The sequence below is a fragment of the Streptomyces bambusae genome (assembly GCF_019400985.1).
In the GTDB taxonomy this organism is placed as follows: Bacteria; Actinomycetota; Actinomycetes; order Streptomycetales; family Streptomycetaceae; genus Streptomyces; species Streptomyces bambusae_A.
The window spans coordinates 1-24534 of record NZ_WTFF01000088.1 but is presented as its reverse complement, the minus strand read 5'-3'; the positions used below and the strand labels follow the sequence as shown (position 1 = coordinate 24534).

At 71.9% G+C, this 24534-nt stretch carries 10 protein-coding genes; all 10 read right to left on the bottom strand.

The features are described 5' to 3' along the window. Window positions 1–150: 150 nt before the first annotated feature. The 10 genes from GPJ59_RS14765 to GPJ59_RS14720 all read right to left on the bottom strand — a co-directional run bounded on the left by GPJ59_RS14765 (window position 151) and on the right by GPJ59_RS14720 (window position 24368). Window positions 151–3618: a right-handed parallel beta-helix repeat-containing protein gene (locus tag GPJ59_RS14765; RefSeq protein ID WP_219667578.1), complete on the bottom strand. Its 3468-nt coding sequence runs from the start codon at window positions 3616–3618 to the stop codon at window positions 151–153. Window positions 3619–3673: 55 nt separating this feature from the next. Continuing rightward, window positions 3674–5158, bottom strand: coding sequence for a hypothetical protein (locus GPJ59_RS14760; RefSeq protein ID WP_219667577.1), 1485 nt, complete (start codon window positions 5156–5158; stop codon window positions 3674–3676). A gap of 80 nt (window positions 5159–5238) precedes the next feature. After that, window positions 5239–5679 carry a hypothetical protein gene (locus GPJ59_RS14755; protein WP_219667576.1) on the bottom strand — a complete coding sequence of 147 codons (441 nt, stop codon included), beginning with the start codon at window positions 5677–5679 and terminating at the stop codon, window positions 5239–5241. Window positions 5680–5759: 80 nt separating this feature from the next. Then, window positions 5760–19730 (bottom strand): WXG100-like domain-containing protein, encoded by a 13971-nt coding sequence (locus GPJ59_RS14750; RefSeq protein ID WP_219667575.1) that lies wholly within the window; start codon window positions 19728–19730, stop codon window positions 5760–5762. A gap of 70 nt (window positions 19731–19800) precedes the next feature. Further along, window positions 19801–20109, bottom strand: coding sequence for a hypothetical protein (locus tag GPJ59_RS14745; protein ID WP_219667574.1), 309 nt, complete (start codon window positions 20107–20109; stop codon window positions 19801–19803). Beyond that, window positions 20102–20668, bottom strand: coding sequence for a YbaB/EbfC family nucleoid-associated protein (locus GPJ59_RS14740; RefSeq protein ID WP_219667573.1), 567 nt, complete (start codon window positions 20666–20668; stop codon window positions 20102–20104). Before GPJ59_RS14740 ends, GPJ59_RS14745 begins: the two co-directional genes overlap by 8 nt. Before the next feature lie 125 nt (window positions 20669–20793). After that, a complete protein-coding gene (locus tag GPJ59_RS38505; RefSeq protein ID WP_219667572.1) occupies window positions 20794–22959 on the bottom strand; it encodes a hypothetical protein in 2166 nt (721 codons plus the stop codon). A gap of 37 nt (window positions 22960–22996) precedes the next feature. Continuing rightward, on the bottom strand, window positions 22997–23464 hold the full coding sequence (locus GPJ59_RS14730) for a hypothetical protein (protein ID WP_219667571.1): 468 nt from the start codon (window positions 23462–23464) through the stop codon (window positions 22997–22999). 201 nt (window positions 23465–23665) lie between these two features. Next, complete coding sequence (locus tag GPJ59_RS14725) at window positions 23666–23962, bottom strand: WXG100 family type VII secretion target (protein ID WP_219667570.1); 297 nt, start codon at window positions 23960–23962, stop codon at window positions 23666–23668. 67 nt (window positions 23963–24029) lie between these two features. Then, the gene (locus tag GPJ59_RS14720; protein WP_219667569.1) at window positions 24030–24368 is read right to left on the bottom strand and encodes a hypothetical protein; all 339 of its coding nucleotides are present in this window, start codon (window positions 24366–24368) and stop codon (window positions 24030–24032) included. Between the last annotated feature and the right edge of the window lie 166 nt (window positions 24369–24534).

Sequence of the window (24534 nt, the reverse complement as noted above, 5' to 3'; positions counted from 1 at the left end):
GCCCGGGTGCGGCCGGTGCCGGGGACGCGGCCGCCGGTCCCACCGCCGGCGCTCCGCAGACCAGCGCCGCTGTCAGCGCAGCCGTCAGCACAGCCCTCAGCGCCGCCGTCGGTGCCACCGTCAGCGCAGCGCCGCCCCGCCCGCCCGGGGTCATACGGCGGCTCCCGGCGCCCGGTCGCGGGGGATGTCCTGCGGAAGCAGCAGGCTGAGCTCGGCCACGTCGTCGATGTCCAGCTTGCCGAGCCGCCCCGCCTGCCGGGTGATCATCGACTCCAGCGTCTGCCGGGCGAAGCGGCCGTTGCCGAAGTTCCGGTCGCGCGGCACTGCGCCGAACATCTCCCCGAGCGCCGACAGGGTCTCCGGCGGGCACACGTAGCCGGACTTGTCCGCCAGCAGCTCCACGATCCGCACCAGCTCGTCGTCCGCGTAGTGCCCGAACGACACCGACCGCGAGAACCGGGACGCCAGACCGGGGTTGGAGTCCAGGAAGCCCTGCATCTCGTCGGCGTAGCCGGCGACGATGACGACGACCTCGTCGCGGTGGTCCTCCATCAGCTTCATCAGGGTCTCGACGGCCTCCTGGCCGAAGTCGTTGCCCGTACCGCCGCGCGGGGTCAGCGTGTAGGCCTCGTCGATGAACAGCACACCGCCGCGCGCCTTGTCGAACGCCTCCTTCGTCAGCTGCGCGGTGTGGCCCACGAACCGGCCCACGAGATCGGCCCGGGCGGTCTCGATCAGCTGGCCGCCGGGCAGTACGCCCAGCTCGGCGAGGAGCTGTCCGTAGAGCCGGGCCACCGTCGTCTTGCCCGTACCGGGCGGGCCCGAGAACACCAGGTGGTGGCTGATCGTGGCGGTCGGCAGCCCGGCCTCCTTGCGCCGGTTCACCTGCCTGATCAGGTTGACCAGGTCCTCGACCTGCTCCTTGGCGGCCGGCAGGCCGATCATCCCGCGCAGCTCGTCCAGCAGTTCCGTCCTCCGCCCGGCCGGAGCACCAGCAGCCGCGGCCGCGGCCGCCGCCGCCGCGGCGGCGGCCGTCGGCCCGACGTCCTCGGGCGTCAGCAGCGCCAGGTCCGCGTTGCCGATCTCCGGGAGCGCGGCCAGTCGTGACGCCTGCCGGTCGACCATCTCCTCGAACACCTTGCGCGCGGCCCGGCCGTTGCCGAAGTCGGCGCCCTTGTGCACGGTCTCGAAGTGCAGCTTCAGCGCCTCGCGGGTGCCGTCGGCGAGCTGGTAGCCGTGCGAGGCCGCGGCCATCGCCACGATCGTCGTCAGCTCCTCGTCCGCGTAGTTCTCGAACTCCACCGTCCGGCTGAACCGGGACGCGAGGCCGGGGTTGGAATCCAGGAAGCCCTGCATCTCCTCCGAATAGCCGGCCACGATCACCACGACCTCGTCGCGGTGGTCCTCCATCAGCTTGACCAGCGTGTCGATGGCCTCCCGGCCGAAGTCCGGTCCGGTACCGCCGCTGCCCTGGGAGAGCGTGTACGCCTCGTCGATGAACAGCACACCGCCCAAGGCCTGCTGGAACACCTCGGTCGTCTTGATCGCCGTACCGCCGATGACCGACGCCACCAGATCCGCCCGCGCCACCTCGACCAGATGCCCCGACGGCAGGACGTCCAGCTCGGCGAGGATCGAGCCGTACAGCCGGGCCACCGTCGTCTTGCCGGTGCCGGGCGGGCCCGCGAAGATCAGATGGCGGCTCATGGGCAGCGCCGGCATTCCCGCCAACTCGCGCCGCCGGGCGAGCTTGTTGAGGTTGACCAGGGTGGCGACCTGCTCCTTCACCCCGTCCAGGCCGACCAGCGCCTGCAGGGCCTCCAGCGGGCCCGCCGGCTCGGGCGGGCCCGGGCGCGCCGCCTGCCCCGACGGCCCGACGGCCCCGGACTCCGCACCGGAAAGGGCTCCTCCGCCGCCGTCCGAGCCGTCCGCGGCAGACCCGCCGCCCGCACGGGAGGCGCCACCGGGGGCGCCGGCGCCGACCTCTCCGTGCGCGTCCGGGTACGCGTTCTCCACACTGGTCAGGTTCTCGACCGCCAGCCGTGCCGAGGGCTTCGACTGCCGCAGCCCCGAACCCCGGTTCCCGGAGACCGTGCAGTCGTGCACCCGCACCGCCTCGGTGGAGTCGATCCGGATGCCGTCCGCCGTGTTGTCGACGGCCTCGCACCGGCTGAGCGTGGCCCGGCCACCGGCCGCGATCCGGAAGCCGTGCCGCCGGCACGACCGGGCCCGGGTGCGGGTGGCGGTCAGCTCACCGCCGTCCTCGACCAGCACCCCCTCCTGCGGGGACTCGGCCACGTCGCAGTCCCGCAGCGTGGCCACACCGCCGCCACCGACCGAGACCGCGGCCGTACCGGTGTCCCGCACCGTGGTGTTGCCGACGTACGTGTTGCCGCCGTCGGCGATCCGGATGCCGGCCTGGCCGGTGCCGTATATCTCCGAACCCTCCAGCCGGCCCCGCCCGTTGCGGGTCACCTCCACGCCGAACCCGCGCACGTCCGACACGGTCACCCGCCGCAGCATCGGGTTCGCGCCCTCCACGACGCGCACCCCCGCCCCGGAGCCGTCCCGCACCTCCAGCCGGTCGAAGTCCGGCGAGCTGTCCCCGGTCAGCTGGACCCCCGCCTCCTTGGCGTCCCGGACCGAACACCTGCTGAACGACGGCCCCGAGGTCTCCTCCACCCAGATGCCGCTGCCCTCGGCCGCGCTGACCTCGCACTCCTCGAACGTGCCCCGGGAACGGCCGGTGACATGGATGCCGTTGCCCCTCGTCCGGGACGTACGGCAGCGGCGCAGCACCGGATCGGTGCCCTCGGCCAGCGCGATGCCGTGCACCTTGGTGCCGGTCACCGAGCACTCCTCCAGCACCACCCGGTCCGCCGAGCTGATGTACACGCCCAGCAGACAGTCCCGTACGGACGTGCGCACAACCCGGGTCACGCTGTTCTGCTCCAGGGCGATGGCGGGCTTGTCGGTGGCGGATATCTCACAGCCCTCGATCACCCCGCGGCCCTCACCGTTGGCGACCACGCCGTTGCCGCGGGCGTCGCGCAGCACACAGTTGCGGAACGTCGGATCGGCGCGCTCACCGATGACCACCGCCGAGGTGCCCAGGTGCTCCACGACACAGTCCTCGATCACGCTGGTGCCGGTGGAGGTCTCCACGATGCCCGCCCCGCCGGGGTTGGTCACCCGGCAGCCGCGCATCGCCAACGAGCCCTGCCGGCGGGTGAGCACGGCCGTCCAGGCGTTGCCCACCACCTCGCAGTCCTGGAGCGCCGCCTGACCGCGCGGCACGTCCACCGCCGGCAGCTCCTCGTCCTGGCCCTGCAGCACCAGACCGGTCAGCTGCACCGCCTCGGCCACCACCTGGACCACCGTGCCCTTGCGGGGAACGACCCGTACGGTGCCCCGCGGGTCCTCGGCGGTGATCGTCACCAGCTTGGTGATGACCAGGTTCTCCTCGTACCGGCCCGGCCGTACCGAGATCACCGCGCCGCTGCGCGCCGCCTCCAGCGCCGCTCCGATGGTGCGGAACGGGCTGTTCGGCCCGCCGGAGCCGGACGAGCCGCCGCCGCTCTGCGCTTGCGCGCACACGGTCAGCACATGGCGCGACATGCCTGATGGTTCCCTTCGTCGTGGGCCGGTGGTGGCCGGGGTGTTGACGGGCGGTTCAGGAGGAGGAGCACTCGACGCGGACCGCGTCGCCCCCGTGGTGGGCGTAGGTCTTCGTCGACCCCGACCAGTCCTGGCCCCGGTCGTGCAGCTTCACGGCCAGCTGGCCGCCGGTGATCCGGAAGCTGCCCGCGCCGACCCAGCGGCCCAGCTGGGAGGGCTGGTTGACGGTGAAGGACCCGAGGAAGGGACTGCCGCCCGAGGAGCCGGCGTGCACGGTGTAGTACGACGGCTTGCCGCCGACGGCCTTGATGTCGCCGCTGTTCGGAATGTGCACGGAGACCCGGCAGGTGCCGGCGGTGACGGCGCCGGTACGGAAGGTCCACAGCATGGAGTTGCCCGCGTCCTTGCTGCTGCTGCCGGACATCGGCATGGCGAAGAAGTCACCGTTGCAGCCGCTGCTGCCGTAGCCGCCGGTGCCGTACTGCTTCCAGCCCTCCTTGCCGTCGGTGTACCAGCCGTTGCGGCTGAAGCCGGTGCCCTCGCCCGCGCAGCCCGGGCCGGCGACGGCGGTGTACTCCTTCGCGGGGGAGGAGGACGAGCCGGGCTGCGGGCCGGGGCCGGACTGCTGCTGGTTCTGGCCGGGCGCGGTGCCGGGCGAGCCGGGGGCGGGGACCTGCCCGGTGCCCTGCCCGGAGCCGGAGCCGGAACCGGGTGCGTCGCCGGGGCCGGACACCGGGTTGCCGCCGGGGGCGCCGCCCTGGCCCGCGCCGGCGCCCGCGCCGGTGCCGGTGTTGACCACGGGGGTGTTCGAGGTGCCCTGACCGGGTGCGTTCGCGACCGCCCCCGGGGCGGCGACGCCGGGCAGCAGGGACCCCTTGTCCGGTGCGTCGGCTCCCGGGACGAAGCCCTCGGGGGCGCCGTCGGGCTGGTTGTAGCCCGCGGGGCGGGGCGGGACCCGTCCGGGGGCGGAGTCGCCTCCGAGCTGCGAGAGCAGCAGGGGCACGCCCATGAGCACCACGCCCGAGGTGGCCGCCGCCGCGATCATCGGCTTCGGTATCCGCTTCCCCGGGCGCAGGCTCCGGCGCGCGACCGGGGGAGCGACGACCGCGGCCGCCGCCAGGGCGTCCGCCGCTGTGTCCGGGGCCGTCTCCGGGGACCCGGCCTGCGCGGCGCAGTCGGCCGTGGCACGGGCCTGCGGACTCTCATCGGTGCCGGTGCCGGTGCCGGTGCCGGTGCCGGTGCCTGCGCCGGCGTCCGTTTCGGCGTCGGTTTCGGCGTCGGTTTCGGCGTTGCTGTCCCCGGGGACCGATGCCACGGCCCCGCCGACCGGGACCGTCGCGGGCTCGGCCTGGGCATCGGGCCCGGGCCGCGGCGCACCGGCCGCCGGCTCCGCGACCTGTGCGGGCGGGGTTGGGGACGGGCGCGTGGAGCCGGAGGCCGCCGGCTGCGCACCGGCCGTCTGCCAGTCGACCGCAGGCAGGGCGATGGCCGCCGGCGCCCCGCCGGCGGTCGTCCCGTGCCGCTGTTCGTTGTTGTCCACGGTGTTTCCCCTCGGTCATCGCGGTACACCCGCAACCGGTTCGAACGGACCGGCAGTGGCCCCCGGTTCACCGGGGCCGGTCAGCTCAGCACATGGACCGCTTCGCCCCCCGGCGCCGGAGTGAGCACGAAGGCGACCACCCGCTCGACGACCTCCGGGTCCAGGAGCCCCGGAGTCTCGTAGTGCGGGCTGCTCAGGTGCGCGAGCAGGCCGGGATCCGGGGCGAGGGCGTACTGCTCCAGGTAGTACGTGACCGTGTCGGTCCACACCCAGCAGCCGTCCGTCCGGAAGTTCATCGGCACCTGCGAACGCCGCCCGGGGTCCAGTACGTCGTCCATGAGCATCGGCGTCATCAGTACGGGCGTACCCGCGTTCAGGCGCTCGACCAGCAGGCCCAGCAGCTCCGGGTCCTCGACCGCCGGGTGGTCGACGGCGAAACCGGGCCCGGTCTCCGGGTCCACGTGGTCGAAGACGGCGGCGAGCCGGAACTCCGGATCGGCCGGATCGGTCGGATCGGTCATGGCGAGGTCCTGTCCTTGGGGGTCGGGCGGCGCGGCGGTCCCTACGCTCCCGGGAGAACGTACGGACCGCCGGGCCCGGTTCAGGCCGACCAGTCCACGGTGGGCAGGGTGAGGAAGGCACCCGGGCCGAGGTGGACGTACCAGTCCTCGTCGGCGGTGCCGTACTCGTCCCCTGCGCAGGCGGCCAGCGCGCGGAGCGCCGCCGCGAGGGCGGCCGCCTCGGCCTGTTCGAGCCGGGCGTGCTCAGCCGGACCGCCGTCCGGGGCGGCCAGGTCCGTGCGTGCTCGGTGGAGGTCGGCCATGGCCCGGGCGAGCTGCGTGCGGCCGGAGTCGGGCTCCTGCTGCTGGAGCTGCTGCACGAGCTTCGGGAGCTGGTCGCCGTAGTGCCGGAGATTGGCCTCCACCGCCTCCCGCATGTCCGCCTCCCGCTGCCGGGCGCGGGAGTCGTGGCGCAGCGTCAGGTGGTGGCCCTGGGGATCGCCGGCCAGGACGACGGGTCCGGAGGCGCCGGAGCCGCTGCCCTCGACGGTGACCCGGTGCAGGGTGTGCTCCGTGCCGGTCCCGCCGAAGCGGACGTAGGAGGTGTCGTCCACCGTCAGTGCGAACGTGCCGCCTGCCGCCGCCAGGGCGGCCCGGGCCTGCCGGACGGCCTCAGGGGTGGCGTAGAACTGCCGGGACCGGCCGTCGTGCCGGGGCAGCGCGAAGCCGCTGTCACCGGACACCGTGAGGGTGGGCCGGTCCACCGTGTGCACCGGCCGGACGGGCCGGTAGAGCGGGAAGGACGCGGCGTCCTTGGGCAGGCCGCCGTTCAGCACGAGTTCGTACTGGTCCACGTCCTCGGACACCTCGATGCGCGCCTGCTGCTCCCGGAAGCCGGGCGCGGTCGTACCGCCCCGCTCGTACCGGGTCACCTCGTAGGGCACGACCGGCACGACCGGCACGACCGGCCGCGCCGGAGCCGTCGGCGGTTCCGGAGCCTCGTGCGGCTGCGGCTGCGGCTGCGGCTGTGGCGGCTGCTGCGGCCCGTCCTCGCCGTCGGGCGAGGTCACCTCGATCGTCGGGACGGGGGCGGGCTTCGGGGCGAACAGGCCGCGGTGGGTCTCCGCAAGCTTGTCCACGAACGACTCGTGCATCAGGCCGATCAGGCCACCGTCGGCCTTGACCTCCGCCGTGGTCCCGTCGCTCCCGGTGAGCACCCACGTCACATCGGCCTCGTAGTAGTGCTGAACCCCCTTCTTCTTCTCCCGCTCGTCGACCGTCTCGCCCTGCGAGGTACTGCCGTTGCCGCCCCGCTCACCGCCGAACGACACCGGCGCATGGGCGTTCGCCGGGCCGCTGCCGAAGTCCGGGGTGACCGAACCGGACCACGCCCCGGAGCCCTCCTCCCGCTCCCTCTCCTTCTCCCGCTCGGTGACCCCCGTCTCGACCCCGGTGTCGAACTCGGCGGCGGTCAGGTGCCGGGCCCGGTGCACCACCAGCCGTACGGTGACCGTCCTGCCGCCGGCCACCGGCACCGGGTACCCGGCGCCGAGCAGCGCGCCGATGTTGGCTCGCAGGTTCCGCTCGGTCGTCAGTACGTCCGTCCGCAGACCCGCCAGGGTGGTCGGGGCGAGGTCCCGCCGCTGCGGCGGCGTCGTGTCCTGCGCCGCCACCCGGTGCGGCAGCGACGCCGCCGCCGACAGCCACGGCAGCACCCGGTCCAGTCCGGGCATCGCCAGGGCCTGCATGGCCGGGGCAAGGTCCTCGGTCAGCTTCCGGACCGGCTCCGGGACCGGGGCCGGACCGTCGGGGCGGACGCGGCCGGCCACCGGGACGGCCCCGGTGCGGGTGCCCGGACCCTCCCACGTCAGATGGTCGGGCACCAGCAGCCGGACCTGGCCGCCGGGGACGTCGAGCTGCCGCTTCGGCTCGTGTCCCGAGGGGAAGAGCGTGTCCCACTCGGACCCCCACTCCTGCGAGAACCACCGGCCCGCCCGGCCGTCCGTGGCCCAGTCGATCAGCTGCGCCGGGGCGGTCAGCGCCGCGCCTGCCAGCCGCACCAGCTGGTGCGGCTCGCCGGCATCGAAGACGTCCACCTTGTAGCGCACCGGGTGCGAGAATTCGTGCGCCTCCCCGGTGATCTCCAGGCCGTGCTGGTCCTTCACATGGGCGGTCCCGGTCGCGGTCCGCCCCGAGGTGGTCTCCGCACCGCCGCCGAACTTCACACCACCGCGCGGCCCGCCGCCGGCGGGGGAGCCCCCCTTGACGGCGACGCCGGCCTGCCAGCCGATCTTGTCGGAGGTGCCGGAAGAGGTGCCGGAGGAGGTGGTGGCCGAATCACCGACGGCCATGACGACGTCGCCCCGCGGCCGTACGTACGTCGCGCCGCCCACCTCGGCGGTGGCCCGGATGCCGATCAGACGGGTACCGCCCCCCGGCGCCCGGAGCTTGAGGAGCTGCCGTACCGATGTGGTCCTGAGGTTCGCGAAGTTGGCGCGCAGCGACTCCGGGGAGAAGACCGCGGCGAGGCTCCGGTCGAGGTCCGTCGGAGTGGTGCGCAGGGCGTCGGGGATCACTTTCAGGTCGTGCAGCGTCCGCCTGATCGCCGGCAGCACCTGGTCGGCGTCCAGCTTCTCCACGTGGGAAACGGCGTTCGCCAGGTGGTCGTTGACGTACGAGCGCTCCGGGTGGGGCCCGGCGTCGGGGCCGGGGCCCGCCGCGGCCGGGAGCGGCAGGCCCAGGTCACGGGCCTGCCGGTCCGCAACGGCCAGCTCCACGCCGCCGGTCACCTTCGCGTACAGGGTCGCCGTGTCGGAGACTGCCGTGGACTTCCCGGGGGGCGCCCATGTGTGATGGGTGATCTCGAAGTAGGCATCGGCACGGAAGCGGTGGCTCGTGCCCTTGTACGTCAGCGTGGACGACACGGTGCTGTTCGACACCCGGGTGGACCCGTCCGTGAACGTCCGGGTGCCCTCCACCGAACCGCTCGCGGCGAGCGACGCACCACGGCTGTCGGCCGTGAGCCTGGCGTGGAAACCGCCGCTGAACGTGCCGCCGATGCTCCGCGACGAGGTGTCGGCCGTGCCGGCCTTCGTACCGGTCTCGGTGCTGTGCGACAGGCTGGTCCCCGTACCGGACGTCTCGTACGCCGGTCCGGCCAGCTTCAGCTTGACCACGAGCGCCTGCGGGTGGCCGCCGGGCTTCGGCGGGAGCGGGAACACCGCCCCGTCCGGGCCGGTGAGCTGCTCGAACTCGGACTGCAGGAAGTTCGGAGTGAAGATCTCCTCGATCTCCGGGGTGAGTCCCTGGCGCAGCGCACCGACCGCGTCGCCCGAAAGCTCGCCGAACGCGGTGTCGAGGCCGGTCGGCGGCGGGGTGCTGCCGCCGCGCCGGGCCACGAACGCGGCCGTGGCCGCACTGAGCTCCTTGGTGCCCAGGAACTCCGTGTGCACCCCGCCGAGGCCGGAGGCCGGAAGGGCGAACTCCGTGCTCTGCCCCTGGCCGTCGCCCACCCAGCCCGGCTCGTCGGGGCCGTCGAAGACCGTCGTGGTGCCCACGGTCATCAGCTGCGCCGGGTCGTGCGGCGCGGTCGCCAGGTGTTCGTTGCTCACGCGCACCACGGCGGAGGTGTCGTCCCCGCCGAACTCCAGCGAGGTCCCGGACACCAGGTTGCCGTTCCCGTCGTGGACGGTGGCGGTCAGATGGTGGACGGCGGCGTACGTGAACGCGGTGTGTGTGCCGGTGGACTCCTCGCCGTGGGACGACTTGACCGTGGAGCTCACGGACTCCTTGACGTTCGAGAGCGAGGCACCGCCGGTGACCTTGACACCGGGCACTTCGACGCGGACCCCGCCGCCCGTGCCGACCCGCAGCGTGGTGCCGCCGCTGACCGAGAACGAGACCTGGTCGCCCTGGCCGACACCGTAGTTGGTGCTGCGCTGCGCGGAGCGGCCCAGCGAGACGTCGCCCTCCTCGGACGTGCCGCGCAGCTCCTTGAGCTCGGTGCGCAGGTGCAGCCGGATCTCGTGGTCGCCGGCCTGGAGGGTGACCGGCACACCGGAACCCGTCAGCTTGCCGAAGCGCGCCCGCATGCCCGGCGTACCGAAGGCGGCCGCCAGGTCCCGCTGGAACCGGCCGTAGTGCTCCTCGTCGAGCTGCTTCTTCAGGCCGGCCGCCGTCAGGTGCGCGTCCAGCCAGTCGCGCGCCGCGGGCAGCACCTTCTCGGCACCGGGCAGCTCGCCGACCAGGCCCGGGCCGAGACCCTTGCGCGAGGCCAGGGACAGCGGTTCACGGGGGTCGACCGGGAACTCCCGCCTGGGGAACGGGCCGAGGAGGGCGCCGTCCTTGTCGACCACCATCAGGTACGTGGCCGGCGGCTCCGGGCGGGCCGGCGCGGTCGAGCTCTCCGGCGGGTACGGGGCTTCGCGCGTGCCCGTCGCGTCCAGCAGGCGGACGCGGTCGTCCTGCCGGAACATCTCCGCCAGTTGCTGCGCCTGCGCGTACTGCGGGCTGATCTGCAGCTCGACCGGGCCGTAGCGGGTGGCGAAGTCCTCCAGTTCCGCCAGGCCGCGTCCCTGTATCCGCGGGGGCTCGTGCGAACGGGAGAAATGCGGTGGCGTCCGGACGGTGGCGGCGGCGAGGTTGAGGGTCGCCTGCTCCACCGGGTGGCGCAGGGTACCGGGCACCTCGATCGTGCCGTCGGCGGTGATGGCGGTGGCCATCGTCGTGCGGTGCGGGCCGCCCCGGGCATGCGGGGAGACCTGGGGGTGGCCGGCCAGGTCCTGCAGGTCTCCGGCCGCCTCGGGGTGGTCGAGGGTGAACTGCGGGTCCTCCAGGACCACCAGCGAGACCTCGGGGTGCGAGCCGAGGAACGCGGTCAGCTCGGTGATGCCTCCTTCGTGGGCCTTGTTCAGCGGGCCGAACAGCCCCGTGAAGCCGGTGGCGACGAGCCGCTGGGCGGCGGTGACGGTGCCCTGGCCGTCCGCGAAGTAGCGGAAGACCGGCTCGGGGGTGCCGGGCCCGGGCCGCGGGGCCGTGAACGAGTAGGAGTCCCGGTCGTCGACGAACGTCACCTCGGGGCGCTCCCGCAGCCGGTTCCAGGCGTCACCGTGGGGTATGCGGCCCTGCGGGACGGCGACCTCGATCGGCTGCCGCCTGGCGATCTTGAGCAGGCCCAGGGCGCTGGGCATTCCGCCGCTCGGGAACGGGCGCTGCACGCCGACGTCGAAGTTGGCGGCCGGCTCCTGGCGGGCCATGCGCAACAGGCTGCGGACGGCCAGCGTCGCGGCCCGGAAGCGGGACGCGGGGGCCGGGGCGGGTGCCTGGCCGCCCGCGTCGGCAGGGTTCGGCGGTGGTGCGGGAGGCATCGGGCCGGCCGCGTCCGAGGGGCCCAGCACGAGTTCCTCGAACCGGGAGGCCTGCGAGGCCGGTACGCCCACGGCCAGCACCAGCCGGGACTCGAACGGCGGGATCGGGTGCTTCGACAGGGAGGTGAACTCCACCCTGAAGTCGGCCTCGGCGCGGTAGTCGGCCTGCGTCTCGCTCGCGAACTTGAGCTTCTGCTTGGTCTTGTCCGAGCCGCCCGCGTCGAGGTTGTGGGCGCGGGCGGTGTTGACCGCGAGGTCCACGCTCGGCACGAGCACGTACGGGCTCAGGGAGACCAGCGCGGACGTGGTCACGGTGATGCCCGCCTTGCCGCTGTGCCTGCTGCTCGACTTCACGCCGAACGAGTCCGAGAAGTCCTCCCGCACCCGCAGCTCGCCGCGGGTGTCACCCTTGCGTTCGAGGCTGGTCAGCCGGGCGCCGACCTGGAAGTGGCCGGCGAGCGAGCGGCTGCCCGGGCGGCCGTCGGCGGTGAACACCTTCGACGTCCAGCTGCCGCTGGTCCACCACTGGTTGCTGTCCTTGAGCGTCTTCTCGTTCAGGAGGTCCTCGGTGACCTCGTTCAGGAACTTCGCGGCCACCTCCGGCGCGACCTTCGCCGCCGCCAGATGGCCGGCGAGATCCGCCACGACCTGCCGCGGCGCGACCGCGTTGACCGTGGAGAGCACCGCCTTCAGGCCGTTGGGGTTCACCACGGGCCGGGGGCCGGTCCAGGCGGTCCCGTCCGCCGGTACGGAAGCCTCCGGGAAGGCCATGCGCAGCCGGTCCGCAGCGCGGAAGGTGAACGGGTCCCTGCCCTCGACGCGGACGGTGACGTCCACGTCCCCGTCGAACTCGATCATCTCCTTGACGACCGTCCGGCCGGCACCCTGGGTGTCCACCGTGGCCGTCCGGGACGCGCCGGTCGTGGTGCCCGCCGTCAGCTTGACGGACGGGATCACGCCGGTCAGGGCGCCCGCGTCCACCAGCTTGACGGCGAAGTCCACCGTGGCGCCGGCCGAGCTGTTGCTGCCCGAGGCCACCGTGCGGTTGCTGACCGGCTGGTTGCGCGAGGCGAAGCCGGCCAGCTCCTCCTTCGGCTGCGGTCCATGGTGGCGCAGGTTCTCCGGCCAGGCGGTCAGGGTCACGCGCTTGCCCTCGGCCCGGAAGACCAGGCCGTTCTGCAGGAACTGCTGCCAGGCCTTCGGGTCGTCGCCGGTGACCGTCGGACCCAGCCAGCTCATGATCTTCGTGACGGTCTTCGCGCCCAGGCCGCGCTCGCCCAGTGACCGCTCGGTGGTGGCCAGCCACTGCTGCTTGTCGGCGTCGGCCCAGGCGTGCACGGACGTGACGTAGCCGTCGCCGAGCGCCCCGTCCGCGACGTACCAGGGGACCTGGGGCGTCGGGTCGGGGGCGTCGGCGGTGGGCGCAGCCGTGGCCTGGGGGGCCGCGACCGGTGCCGGCTGCGACGAGGAGCCCTCGCCGTTGCCGGGCGGTGTTGGCTGCGACGAGGGGCCTTCCCCGTTGCCGGGCGGTGCCGGCCGGTTCGAGGGGCCTTCCCCGTTGCCGTTCTCGCCGAACGGCACGGCGTCCGGAAGGGGGCCGGTGCCGGCGAGTCGGGAAGCGAGGTAGCCGTCGGGGGCCGAGACCGTGGTCGGGACGGCGTCGGCCGGCAGGGTGCCGTCCGGCGGCATGTGGGCGTCGAGGACCGTGGCCTCGACCACGGCGCCTTCCCCGACGGGCAGGGACAGCCGGACCCAGTGGTCCGGTGCGAGCCGGGGCCTGCCACTGGCGTCCCAGCCGACCTTGTGCGCGGCGACGGTGTGGCCCGGCCCGGTGGGGTCGGTGGTGAACGGCCCGGTCACCTTCGGTACGAACCACAGCGTGGACTGCGGTGCGAAGGCCGTCAGCGGCAGCTCGGGCAGCAGCCTGCGCAGCTCCCGCAGGGTGTTCGCGGCGTAGGACCCTTCCAGGCCGCGGCCGAGGTCGCACGCGGCGAACTGCAGCGGCTTGGCGGTGTCCCAGACGCCGTTCCCGGCCAGGCGGTACAGGACGGCGGCGAGTTCGGCGGGCGAGACCCGGCGGCCGCGCCAGGTGGGGGCGCCGTCGGTGGCGACGATGTGCCCGGCCAGGGTGAAGAACCGGTCGTCCCGCGGGAACCGGCCGACGGTGTCCCGGAGCTTGACCGCCTCGGCGGTGTCGGTGCCCGGATCGACGATGTGGTGGGTGCCGTTCTCCTGCCGGGACCGGGTGATCGCCTCGGCGATCTCGTCCACCCGCTCGGTGTCGGTGTATTCGTCCCGGACCGGCCGCAGCCGGGCGAACGCCTCCATGCCCGTGACCAGGTCGGCCGCGATCTGATCCGCGGACCGCTGCCAGAACTCCCGGGTGTGGCCGGCGTCGGGCAGCAGCGCAGGGGTGTGGCCCTGGTCCAGCAGGAAGCGCTGGGCCAGGATCCGGACGTGGGCCGTGATGCCGGTCTCGGACGACCACGGCTGCAGTGCCTCGAACTGCTGGAGCTGCTGGACGACGTCGGCCACGGCCGCGAGGCGTTGCGGGTCCCCGGATGCCTGGGCGACGTTCTCGTAGTAGCGGTCGAAGATCGCGTCGAGGCCCTCGCGGACGGTGTCCGGCTCCGGCTCGTCCTCGTCGGGCAGCCAGGGCTCGGGGCCGTCGGGCTCCGCAGGCGGCTCTGCGCCCTCGATCCGGCGGCGCAGTTCCAGGTACGAGTCGGCGTTGAGCCGGCGCCAGTCACGGGTGGGGCTCGGCTGCCGGTCGAGCACCTCGCGGATCAGCGGGGTCAGCCGGCCTTCGGGGTCGGCACCGTCCTTGAGCAGCATCGGCCAGGAATCCGGGGGCAGCATCTGCGACAGGCGCCGCCCGGTGAGCCTCGGGTTCTGGTCCTGCCGCAGGACACCGACGGAGTCCGGCACCCGCTCATGGGCCTCCAGCCCGAGGGCGATCTCGTCCGGGAACCTCCCTCCGGGCATGACCGAGCGGAGTTCGCTCTCGGTCAGGGGCGGCAGCGAGCGGAACCTGCTCCAGTTGTCGACGTAGTCAAGTGTGTCCTTCTTCAGGACGTCCCGTCCGAAGGCATCGGCCGCCCGCATGATCTCGTGGAACGAGTGGTGGTGGACCGGGAGCATGTCGGCCATCAGCGCCAGCCGCACCAGCTGATAGTCGACCTCCACGCCCCACCTCTTCTCCATCAGGCGGATCGCTTCGAGCATGAAGTACGTCGTGTTGGACGTGCCGGCGCTCATCAGGCCTCCGGACACCTGTGCCAGCGCCTGACCCCAGCTCACCATCTTGACCGCACGATGGTTCTCGCCGGGAACCCACGTCAGCCGGCCCTCGTCCAGCGCATGACGGCGCTCGCGGGGGCTGAGCGGCGGCACCACGTCGTCCGGACGGAGTTCGGTCCACGTCATCGGCTTCAGCTCGGCTGCCAGGGCATCACGATCGGCCCCCGCTGCCATCCCGTCGAGCTTCCCCTGCAGCGCGTCGCGGCGCTGGGTGGGCTCGGCCGGGTGCTGTTGCTTCCATTCCTGGTCCAGGATCTGCGGCGTGGCCTTCTTGAACGACAGCAGTTGCTTGAGGACATCGCCGTGCACGGCGGCCCCGAGCATGTACATCTGCTCGCGGATGTGCCCCTCCGTGACGACCTGCTGCAGGTCGGCGAGGTTCTTGCCGACGGACCCGCTCCCGGAGTTCTCGTCGTAGCCCAGCGAACGGCGCTGGGCTTCATCCGCACGATCCCAGATCGCCTGGACCAGCCGCTGGACCTGCCTCTGCACGGCCTGGTTGCCGGCGATGTACTCACCCAGCGGCCGCTCGGCCTCGCGGGAGGCCTCCGCGTACGTCATCCGCAACGCCAGCCGCGCCACCGGGCTGTTCGCGTCCTTGCCCGGGTTGGCCTGCAACGCCTGCCCCAGCCGCGTCAGCACGGTCAGCGGCTGCCCCACGAGGTCGGCCTCGGTCTGCGCGTGCCACGGCTGGAGCCCGCCGCTCCCGGTGACGACCCGCGAGACGGTCACGCCGGTCAGGCTGTCCTTGCCGACCAGCAGCCGGCCGTCACCCACGTCGACGGCGTGGCCCTCTGGAATGCTCACCTCCAGCAGCGTCCGCCCGTCGTGCGACGCAGGCTCAGTGGTCAGAGTGGCCCACGGCTTGTCGCCGGTCCGCAGGAACGCGTCGGAACGGCCCGCCACCTGGTGCGCAGCGCTCGGCAGCACCAGATAGGCGGTGGTCACCCCGTCCGTACGCGTACCGAGGCCGTCGAGCTCGGCCCGCCAGTCGTCGGGGTCCGGAACCTCGGGTTCGACGGGCTCCGAAGTGCCGCTGCCGGACCGGTCGTCCGTGGAGACGGGACGGTGGTCCGTGGAGACGGGACGGTCGTCCGTGGAGACGGAACGGTCGTCCGTGGAGAGGAGGGCCGGGGTGGCCGTGGGGCCGGCTCCGTCACCGCTCGCCGTGGTGAGGCCGGAGGACGGTGAGGACGGCTCGTTCGCGAGGCGGATGACCCGCGCCATGCCCATGGCCAGCTCCTCCGCGACTCGCGCGGTGCTGCGGCGCCAGAACTTCGCGGTGCCGGCGTCCTCGGCCAGCGACGGGAGGTAGCCCTGATCGAGCAGGAGGCGTTGCGCCAGGAACCGGACGTCGGCCGTGTACCCGCTCTCCGACGACGCCGTGAGCCCCTCGACCTTTTGGAGATCCTTGACCAGCTGGGCGACGGCCTGGAGCCGCTGCTGCTCCCCGGAGGCCCGGTCCACGGACCGGTGGTAGGTGTCGAAGAGCGCGTCCACCTTCCTCCGCACACCCTCCAAGGCCTCCGCGGCCGGCTCGGTCCCGTCGATCCGGGCGCGCAGCGTCAAGTAGGTGTCGGCGTTCACCGTGCGCCAGTCGTCGCCGCCGGAGCGGTGTTCTCCGTTCAGTACCTGGCCGAGCAGCGTGGTCATCCGGTCGTCCGGGCTGTCCAGCAGCCGCGGCCATGCCTCCTTCGGCAGCGCCCGCGACAACGGACCGCCTGCCGCGTCCGCCCCCTGTGGCCGCCAGCCGGTGCGGCGGACGAACGCCGCCATGCCGAGGGCCAGTTGGTACGAGAGGCCCTCGCCCTTGGAGTCCTGCCAGTGCTCCGAGCTATAGCCCTCGTCGGGGAGCAGCGCCGGGAGGTAGCCGTGGTCCAGCAGGAGGCGCTGGGCCACGATCCGAACGTCGGCGACGACCGAAGGAGGGAGCCCGTCGACGCACTGCAGCAGTTGCACCGTTTCCGCGATGGCTTCGAGCCGCATCTGGTCCCCGGTGTCGGGGGTCACGGAATCCTCGTAGTAACTGAAAGCCTCCTCGAGGCTTCCCAAGACGTCGTCGGGCGTCTCGGATGTCTCTTTTCGCTCGATCAGGGCGCGCAGCCTCAGGTAGGAGTCGGGGTCCAGGGTTCGCCAGGCGCTGTCCCGCCCGTTCAGCACCTTCCCGAGCAGCGTGATCATCCGGTCGTCCGGGCTGTCCAGCAGCATCGCCCAGGACTCCTCGGGCAGCACCCGCGACAACGGACCGTCCTCGTCCGGGTCGTCGCCGAACTTGACGGCGTGGGGGTGTGGTGCGCCGGTTTCGGTGGTGGGGATGGGTGTGTGGGGGTGGTCGGGGAGGTCGTTCGGGTGGGTGTTGGTGTGGGCGGGGGTGTGGTGGGTGTCGCCGGTGTCGGTGTATTCGTGCCAGGCGGCGCCGTTGGTGAGGATGGTGGGTCTGCCGTCGGGGGTGATGCCGATGTGGTGGGCGGTGACGAGGTGCCCGGTGGTGGTGTCGTTGCTGGTGTCGGTGGTGGGGATGTACCAGACGGGGGCGTTGGCGGCGAGGGCTGTGAGGGTGTCGGGGGTGGAGGGGCCGGTCTGGTCGGTGGGGCCGGCGCGGTGTTTCCACAGGCCGCTCATGACGGTCTTGACGGTGGCCTCGCTGATGGGCGCGGCCAGGCTGCAGGCGGTGAACTGAATCCGGGTGATGCCGTCGAGGGCGCCGTCGTCGTTGGCCTTGATCAGGGCCTTGAGAGTGGTGGCGGGGTCGGGGGCGCCGGCGGGGCCGGTGTGCATGCCGACGACGAATACGCCGGGCCGGGGCGGAAGGGCCTGGAGGGCCGCGACCTGGGCGGGGCTCAGCTCGCCGACGGCGATGCCGGCGTCGATGACGAGGGCGGGCGTGTCCGGCCCGTGGGGCGGCATGTCGTCGCCGTCGCCGTCGCCGTCGCCCGGGGGAGGGCCGTCCGGCTGCTCGGGGGTGGTGGCGGAGGAGTCGTCGTGAAGGGACGTGTGGTCCCCCGCGGTCGGGGCGGCGGCCGACGTGTCGCTGTCGTCGGCCGCGACGGTGGTGTCCACGCCGTCGGTGACGCTGCCGCCGGTGCCGATGTCCGCACCTGTGGTGCCGGGGGTCGGCGACGCCGACTCGACGACGGCGGTGAGCGGGGTGTGGGTGACCGTCGGCGTGACGACCCCGGCCGTGAGCTCGGGGCCCGGACGGAGAACGGGCCCGCCCGGCGCGGTCGCGGTCCCGTCCCCGGGCTGCTGCCCCGGACCGTCAGTGGTGAACGGGTTGCTGCCGCTCTCGGTCGGCATGAACGCCGGCCGGGTGAGCACCTCGTCCGTCCGGAACAGCGGGTGGTCGGCGAACTCCTCGCCGAACGGCCGGTCGGGGGTGACCTCCGGCAGGCCGAACCTGTTGCCGCTGTCGCTCTCGGTGGCGACGTCGATGACGTCGTCCAGGGCGTCTGCGGTCGGGACGTCCGTGCGGTGGGGTGCGTCGGAGAAGAACGAGTTCCCGGTGAAGGGGTTGGAGAAGACCCACTTGATCATGGCCTTCATCTCGGCGGTGACGCTGGGGTCCGGGGCTTGCGAGGTGGGGCGGGGGACCGGCCACGGCGCGGGGTTGCCGGTCATGTTCGAGACGAACGAGACGATGTTGATCGGGTGGAACAGGCCGAAGTACTTGCTGTCGCCCGGGTTGTCTGCGTGCTGGTGGCTCAGGACCCAGTTCTGGTACTTGATCGCGATCGGTTCGAACATCCGGTGCAGACCACTGCCGAGCAGGCTCATGACCACGCCCGAGGCGAACGGCCCGCCGCTGACCGTGAACGTGCCGTCGCCGAAGACCACGTTGTAGAAGCCCTCGCTGAGCATCTCGTGGGTGCCCTCGTTCAGGGTCTGCCCGAGGGCACCGCCGAGCTGGTACAGGGGGTTGCCCTGCAGTGGGTTCTCCTGGAACAGGACCCGCTGGAAGAAGCCCTTGTGCTCGGAGCGGTTGAAGACGTCCGGCATCGCGTCCGCGAGGTTCTTCAGCGGCTGGACGTGGCCGAGGTTGCCGAGGGCCTTGGTCAGGGACTCGGAGAGGTCGCTGTGGTCGGCGCCGAGCCGGACCCACTTGCGGGTCAGCATCTCGGCGAAGTCGTGGCCGGCCGCCCGGATCTCCGCCTTGAGGGCCGCGTCGGCACCCTCGGCCGCCAGGTGCTTGACGAAGACCTCGCCCATCTTGTCGGCGAACGAGCCCGCGATGGTGCCCGCCCCGAAGCGCAGGAAGCCGGTCTCCAGCTGACGGCTGACACCGCCGAGCAGATTGCCGACGTCCTTGGCGAACTCCTGCTGCGCCTTCTTGGTGGCCAGGAGGGAGCCCAGCCCTTCCGTGCCGGAGCCGACCGCCTTGGTGGGCACGGCCGGCGCTTGCGCCTTGACCGGTGCGGGGGCGTCCGGCCGGGCGGCCGGGGGCGTGGTGACGACATCGCCCGGGGCCTCCGTACGCACCGGGGCCGGCGTGCCGTCCGGGACCTCGTTGCGCGGGGTGTTCGGCGGCAGGTCCGGCTTGTCGGTCACCTTGGCTCCGGCGCCGGGTCCGGCGTCCGGGATGCCCTTGGCGGTGTCCTCGGCGGTGTTCCTGACGCTGTTGTCGAGCGTGTCGTCGATCTTGTCGTCGGCCTTGTTCCTCAGCGCGTCGTCCACCCGGCGGCTGAGGATCGAGCCCGGATCGCTGCCGCCGAGAAGCCGGCCGAGCAGCTTGCCGCCGTAGTGGAAGACGACCTCCAGCGGGCCGCCGACCAGACCGGTCAGCGCGCCCTGCTTGATGGAGTCGATCATCGACTCCGTGTTCCAGCTCGTGGTGTGGCCCGTGCTGAGCTGGTGGATCTGGATGATCGCGTCGCGGAAGATGCCGCCGGTGATACCGATGAAGGTCTGGCTCAGGATCGTGCTGAGCAGCCACATGAAGAGGTTCTTCAGACCCTCGCGGGTCGCGGTGAACATCACCGACACGGGCCCCCACACCGCACCGAAGGTGAAGGGGGAGAAGATCGTGGCGAACATGATCTGCGCCAGCAGCTCCACCAGCTGCAGGATCGCCATGATCTTCGTGTACTCGACCTGGTTGGCGACCTTCAGGGCCACCTCGGAGAGCTGCCGGGCCAGCTCGGCCGTCTGCTCCAGCTGGTTCTCGCCCGCCGTCTGTCCCGTCAGGTCGTTCATCGCCACGAGGAACGCGTCCGCCGCTTCGCCGTCGAAGTCGCCCTTGACGATCGGGATGAGCTCCACGACGTAACCGGAGAGGGTCTTGAGGTCCTTCGCGATCGACGCGTAGTGCTCCGAGACCCGCCGCATCAGGTCCTCGTCGGCCTGGGGCCACTCCATGCCGCTCACGAATCCGAGGAAGTCGGCGATTTCCTTCGGCGGATTGATGGCCACGGTGCGCTGGTCCTCCGGTCGGGCGGCGGATGGCTCTGCCCGGAGGAACGAAGGCAGCCGCCGCCACGGTTCAGAAGGTTTCCACGACCTGCCCCGACTCCTCGTTCGCGTTGTTCATCGTGTTCACCGTCTCGTTCCCGCCCTCCACGACCGAGCCCAGGCGCTTCCTGATGTACGCGACGGTCTGGGTGAGGTTCTCGGTGGGCTTGTCCACCTGCTCGTGGTAGGTCTTGCCGATGGGGTCCTGGCCGCCCGACAGCTTGTTGATCCGGTTGATCTCCAGGATCGACCGGTTGAGTTCGGCCAGGCAGCGCTCGTAATCCTCGTAATGGGCGAACTTGTTCTTGAGGCCGCTGAGGACCCGGAGTTCCTCAGCCATTGAATTCCTCCTGCTTGCCCGTGGGGATGCGGCTCTCCGGCTCGGCGGCGAACTCGTCCTGCTTTCCGGACCGTTCGGCCTTCTCGCGGGCGGCGTCGGCCTCGGCGGCGACGAACTCCTCCTGCTTGGCCGCCTTCGCCTCCTCCTTCGCCTCGTCCAGGCCGAAGGAGGAACCCATCGCGCGCAGCGGTTTCATGAGTTCCTCCAGGGAATCGGGCATGCCGGTCATGCCGGTGACGACGCGCACGTGGTCGCCGAAGCCGTCGAAGCCCTTGATCCGCTCGATGACCTGGGCGCCCATCCGGGCCCGGGCGTCGTTGAGCACGGTGAGCAGGGCGGCGGACAGCTCGGCCGGAGCCATGGCCTGGTAGGCCTTGGTGTGGAAGGTCAGCGAGACCACCTGGCCCTGCGGGCCGACCGTGGCCGACACCATGCGGTCCTTGGACGTGACGGAGGCGGTCGCCGCGTCCAGGTCGCGCCTGACCGCGAGCATCTTGTCGCGCTGCTCGTACAGCGCCGCCATGGCGTCCTTGATCCTGCCCTCGAAGTCGATACTCATGGGTCACCTTTCGGGTGCGTACGGGGTGCGGGACGGGTGGGGGAGGTCGGGTGGGGGAGGACGGGTGGGGGACGGTGGGCCGGTGCGGGCCGGGCATGGCCGGGGGGACCGGGCGGACCCGGCGGTCAGCGGCCGATGACCCCGCTGACCGAGCCGGTGTCCGTGCCCCAGACCTCCTCGTCCTCGGTGAGCCACGTGGTGCGCCGGCGGTCCTTGCCCTGGCCCGGCTGACCGCCGGCGCCCATGCCGGGGCTCATCGGCGGCATCATCGGGGGCTGCGCGTGCTGCTGGGCCGCCAGGTCCGCCCGCTGCTGCTGGCCGGCGGCGTTGGCCGCCGTGGCGGCCGGACTGTTCGCCAGGGAGCCGAGGTTCTGGGCCGCGCGCTCGCTGATCCCCGTCATCGCGCCGACGGTGGCCGCGTTGCCCTTGAGCTTCGGGCCGTCCCCGCCGAGGCCGCCGCTGCCCGAGGAGAGACCGTCGAGGCCGGGGAGCCTGCTGCCACCGGACGCGAAGTCGAACGGCAGCCCGCCTGACTGGGTGGTGAGCCTGGGCGGACGCGAGGCGATCGCGTGCTCGGCGTTCGTCAGGAGCTGGTTCGTACGGCTGAGGGGCTTGCCGTCGGCATCGACGACGATGCCGTCCTTGACGGTGGCCCCCTTCGGCAGCGCGTAGGGGTTGCCGTTGGCGTCGAGCAGCGGCTTGCCGCCCGCGTCCACCACGGTGCCGTTCTCCAGGATCTTCGCTCCCTCCGGGAGCATGATCCGGTCGTACGGGTTGGTCCCCGGGATCAGCCCACCCGGAGGCTGGTTGTCCGTGGGCTGCGTGCCCACCTTGCCGCCGGGCGGCGCCACGACCGGCTTGCCGTTCGGACCCAGGACCGGGTTGCCCTTGGCGTCGTAGACCTTGCCGTCCTTGCCGATCCGCGAACCGGGCGGCACCATCACCGGCTTGCCGTCCGGGCCGAGGACCGGCTTGCCGTTCTTGTCGAGCAACGGCACGTTGCCGCCGGCGCCGCCCGTCCCCGGCGAGGTACCGGGGTTGAGGCCGCCCGGGAGGCCGCCCGGCCCGGTCTTCCCCGGGCCGGGGTTGCCGGGAATGCCGCCCGGCGGCTTGTCGCCCGTGCCGCCGGAGCCCCCGCCCGGCTTCAGGTTCGGCATGTCCTTCGAACCGCCCGTCCCGCCGGGGCCGCCCTTCCCGTCGAGGGGGTTCTTGTCGCCCGGGTTCTTGTTGAGGAGGTCGTTGAGGGGGTTGGTGGTGGGGCCGTTCGGGCCCGGGCCGGTGCCGCCGCCCGGCATGGTGATGCTGGGCTGGTAGACGCCCTCCTTCAGCGCGCCCGCGAGCTTGAGGTAGGCATCGTCCAGCAGGCTCACGTGCGTCTTCGCCGCCTCGTCCAAGGAGGTCAGGTTCCCCAGCCAGCGCTGCTTGGCCTCACCTTCGACCCCGTCGATCCAGTGCGCGTTGGTGACGTCGGAGCCGCCCCTGTCGACGATCTTCTGGAGGACCGCGTCGTAGCCGTACGTGTCTCCCACCGCGTAGGGCTGCCAGCCGACCTGGATCTGCGCACCGGTCATGACCTCGTTGAACACCTCGCGCAACAGGTTCACCGCGTTGGACCGGGGTAGCTGCCGCCACGTGTCGAACCCGTTGTACATGCCCAGGGTGGACTTCTGGAGCTGCTCCTTGGTCGTGGTGAGCAGAGTGATGTAGTCGTACGGCGCCGTGAGGTCGAGCCTGACCTTGCTCATCTCCACGTTGATCACGTTCAGGAACTTCCGGAACGCGCCGGCCGCGCTGCCCTTCCACTCGGACGCATCGGATTCGATCGAGTCCGCCCAGCCCTTGACGGCCGGCACCCAGTGGTCGAACCAGTCGATGATCCCCTTGACCTGGTTCGCCGCACGGTCGAACGTCACGGGGTTGATCACGTCGTTCTTGTACGGTGAGGCCACCAGCGGCGTGAGGGCCTTCTCAGGATCGTGGAACCATAGATTCCACTTGGATGACATATTGTCGAAGACGTTCTTCCAGTCGAGGTTGAAGCCCACGACGTAGAAGACGGGGGGAACGACGTTCTCGCCCGAGTCCGTGGTCAGCGTGGCATAGCCGCTCCAGTGGAAGTCGAACGTCTTGCTCCAGTCCTGGTTCGACGACGCGTTCTGGACGATGCGCAGGCTGTTCCGGACGACCCAGCCGGCCGAGCCCGCGCCGGCCACCGCATTGCGGTCCGCCAGCGAACCGGTGTCACTCATGAAGACCTTGAGGGCTTCTTCCCAGTTTTTGCTCACGGCCATGATCGCGCGGCTCCTGTCGGCAGGGCGGGGCTGTTGACTACTTGTCGGTCGGGGTCGGGGTGGGCGTCCCGCCGGTCTGCGTCTTGGCGCCCTGCTGGATCGAGTTGAGGATCTCCCACATCTCGGTGACGCTGACGGCGTCGTCGGACGTGTTGTCGAGGATCACCTTGATCGTCTTGAGTGTGAGGAATCCGCTGTCGGCGACGCCGCGGAAGGTGCTGAGCCCGGTGGTCACCTGCTTGCACAGGTTCTGGAACTCCGCCTGGACCTGGCCGGCGCTCGACAACTGACCCGCGTTGCCCGGCAGGAGCTTGCCGTCGTCACCGATGAGGTTCCCGTTGGCCCACTGGGTCAGGCTCTGGAGCGACGGGTTCTCCCCGATGTCCTTCAGGAGGGTCTCGAACTTGTTCGCGAAGTCCAGCAGGACCGCTTCGGTGATCTCGAACGAGTCCTTGTCGCCCTTGTCGGGATCGTTCGGGTCGTCCTTGGGGGGCTTGGTCGCCATGGGAGCTCTCCTACCGTCGCGTGGGGGCGTGGCCTGCGGTGTTCGGCGTTCGGCAGGAAGAACGGCGGCCCCGCGCCCCGTGGTTCACCCCCGGCACGCGAAGACCCGGCCCGCGGGTGACTGCCCTGGGCCGGGTCCGGGACCGGGTCCGGGGTCCGGGGTCCGGGGTCCGAGTCCGGGTGCGCGGGTCGACGGCGTGGGTCAGCGCTGGAACAAGTAGGCGCTCTTGCGGTCGCCGTTCCGGATGATCTCGTGGGCGTTCTCCAGGAGGTCGGCGCCCTGGTTGAACTGCGTCGACAGCTGCTGGTCCAGGATGCCGGCGGCCCGCTTGAACTCCTCGAACTCCTTGGCCGCCTCACCGGTGAACTCGCTCTTGACGGCTTCGAGTTGCTTGACCAGGTCTTCGAGGGCGTTGTGCATGGTCGCGGCGACCTGGCGCATCCGCTCGTTGGCCTGGGTAAGCCCGGCGTGCTGGATGCTCATGTCCATTTCGCTCATGGGGACTCCTTACGTACGGGGGAGGGAGGGACGGCCTGGGGCAGGGGCGTACGGGAGCGGGCCGGGCTCACTTGCCGAGGATGTCGTAGACGTCGCTGGTCCACATGTCCATGTTGGAGTCCGCCTCGCCGGCGGTGTCCGTCATGACCTTGCTGGTGTAGTGGACGGCCTCGACGAGGTCCTTGTACTCGGCCATCACCGAGCGGTAACCGCGCTGCCAGTTCTCGATCTTGGCGACGAACTTCGTGCCGGCCGTGGACACCATCGTCCGCGACACCTCGGTGGCGATCTCCTCGGACTGCGCGTAGGACCGCTCCATCGTCTGGACATGCCCCTCAAGGCCGTCGAGGGTCCGCGTGAGGACCGCTGACGAGACCTTGAGGTTGTCATTGGGGTTGTCGGGCACCTGATCTCCTCGGTCGGACGGTCTGGGCGGGGGATTCCCGGCAGGGTGAACGGGGCGGCACCGGCACCGGGTTCACTGCCCGGGCGCCGCGTCCACGGCGCTGCTCAGCCGGCCGGAGCGGCGCCCGGACCGGCGCCCGGAGCGGCGCCCGGGCACGGCGTGTCGG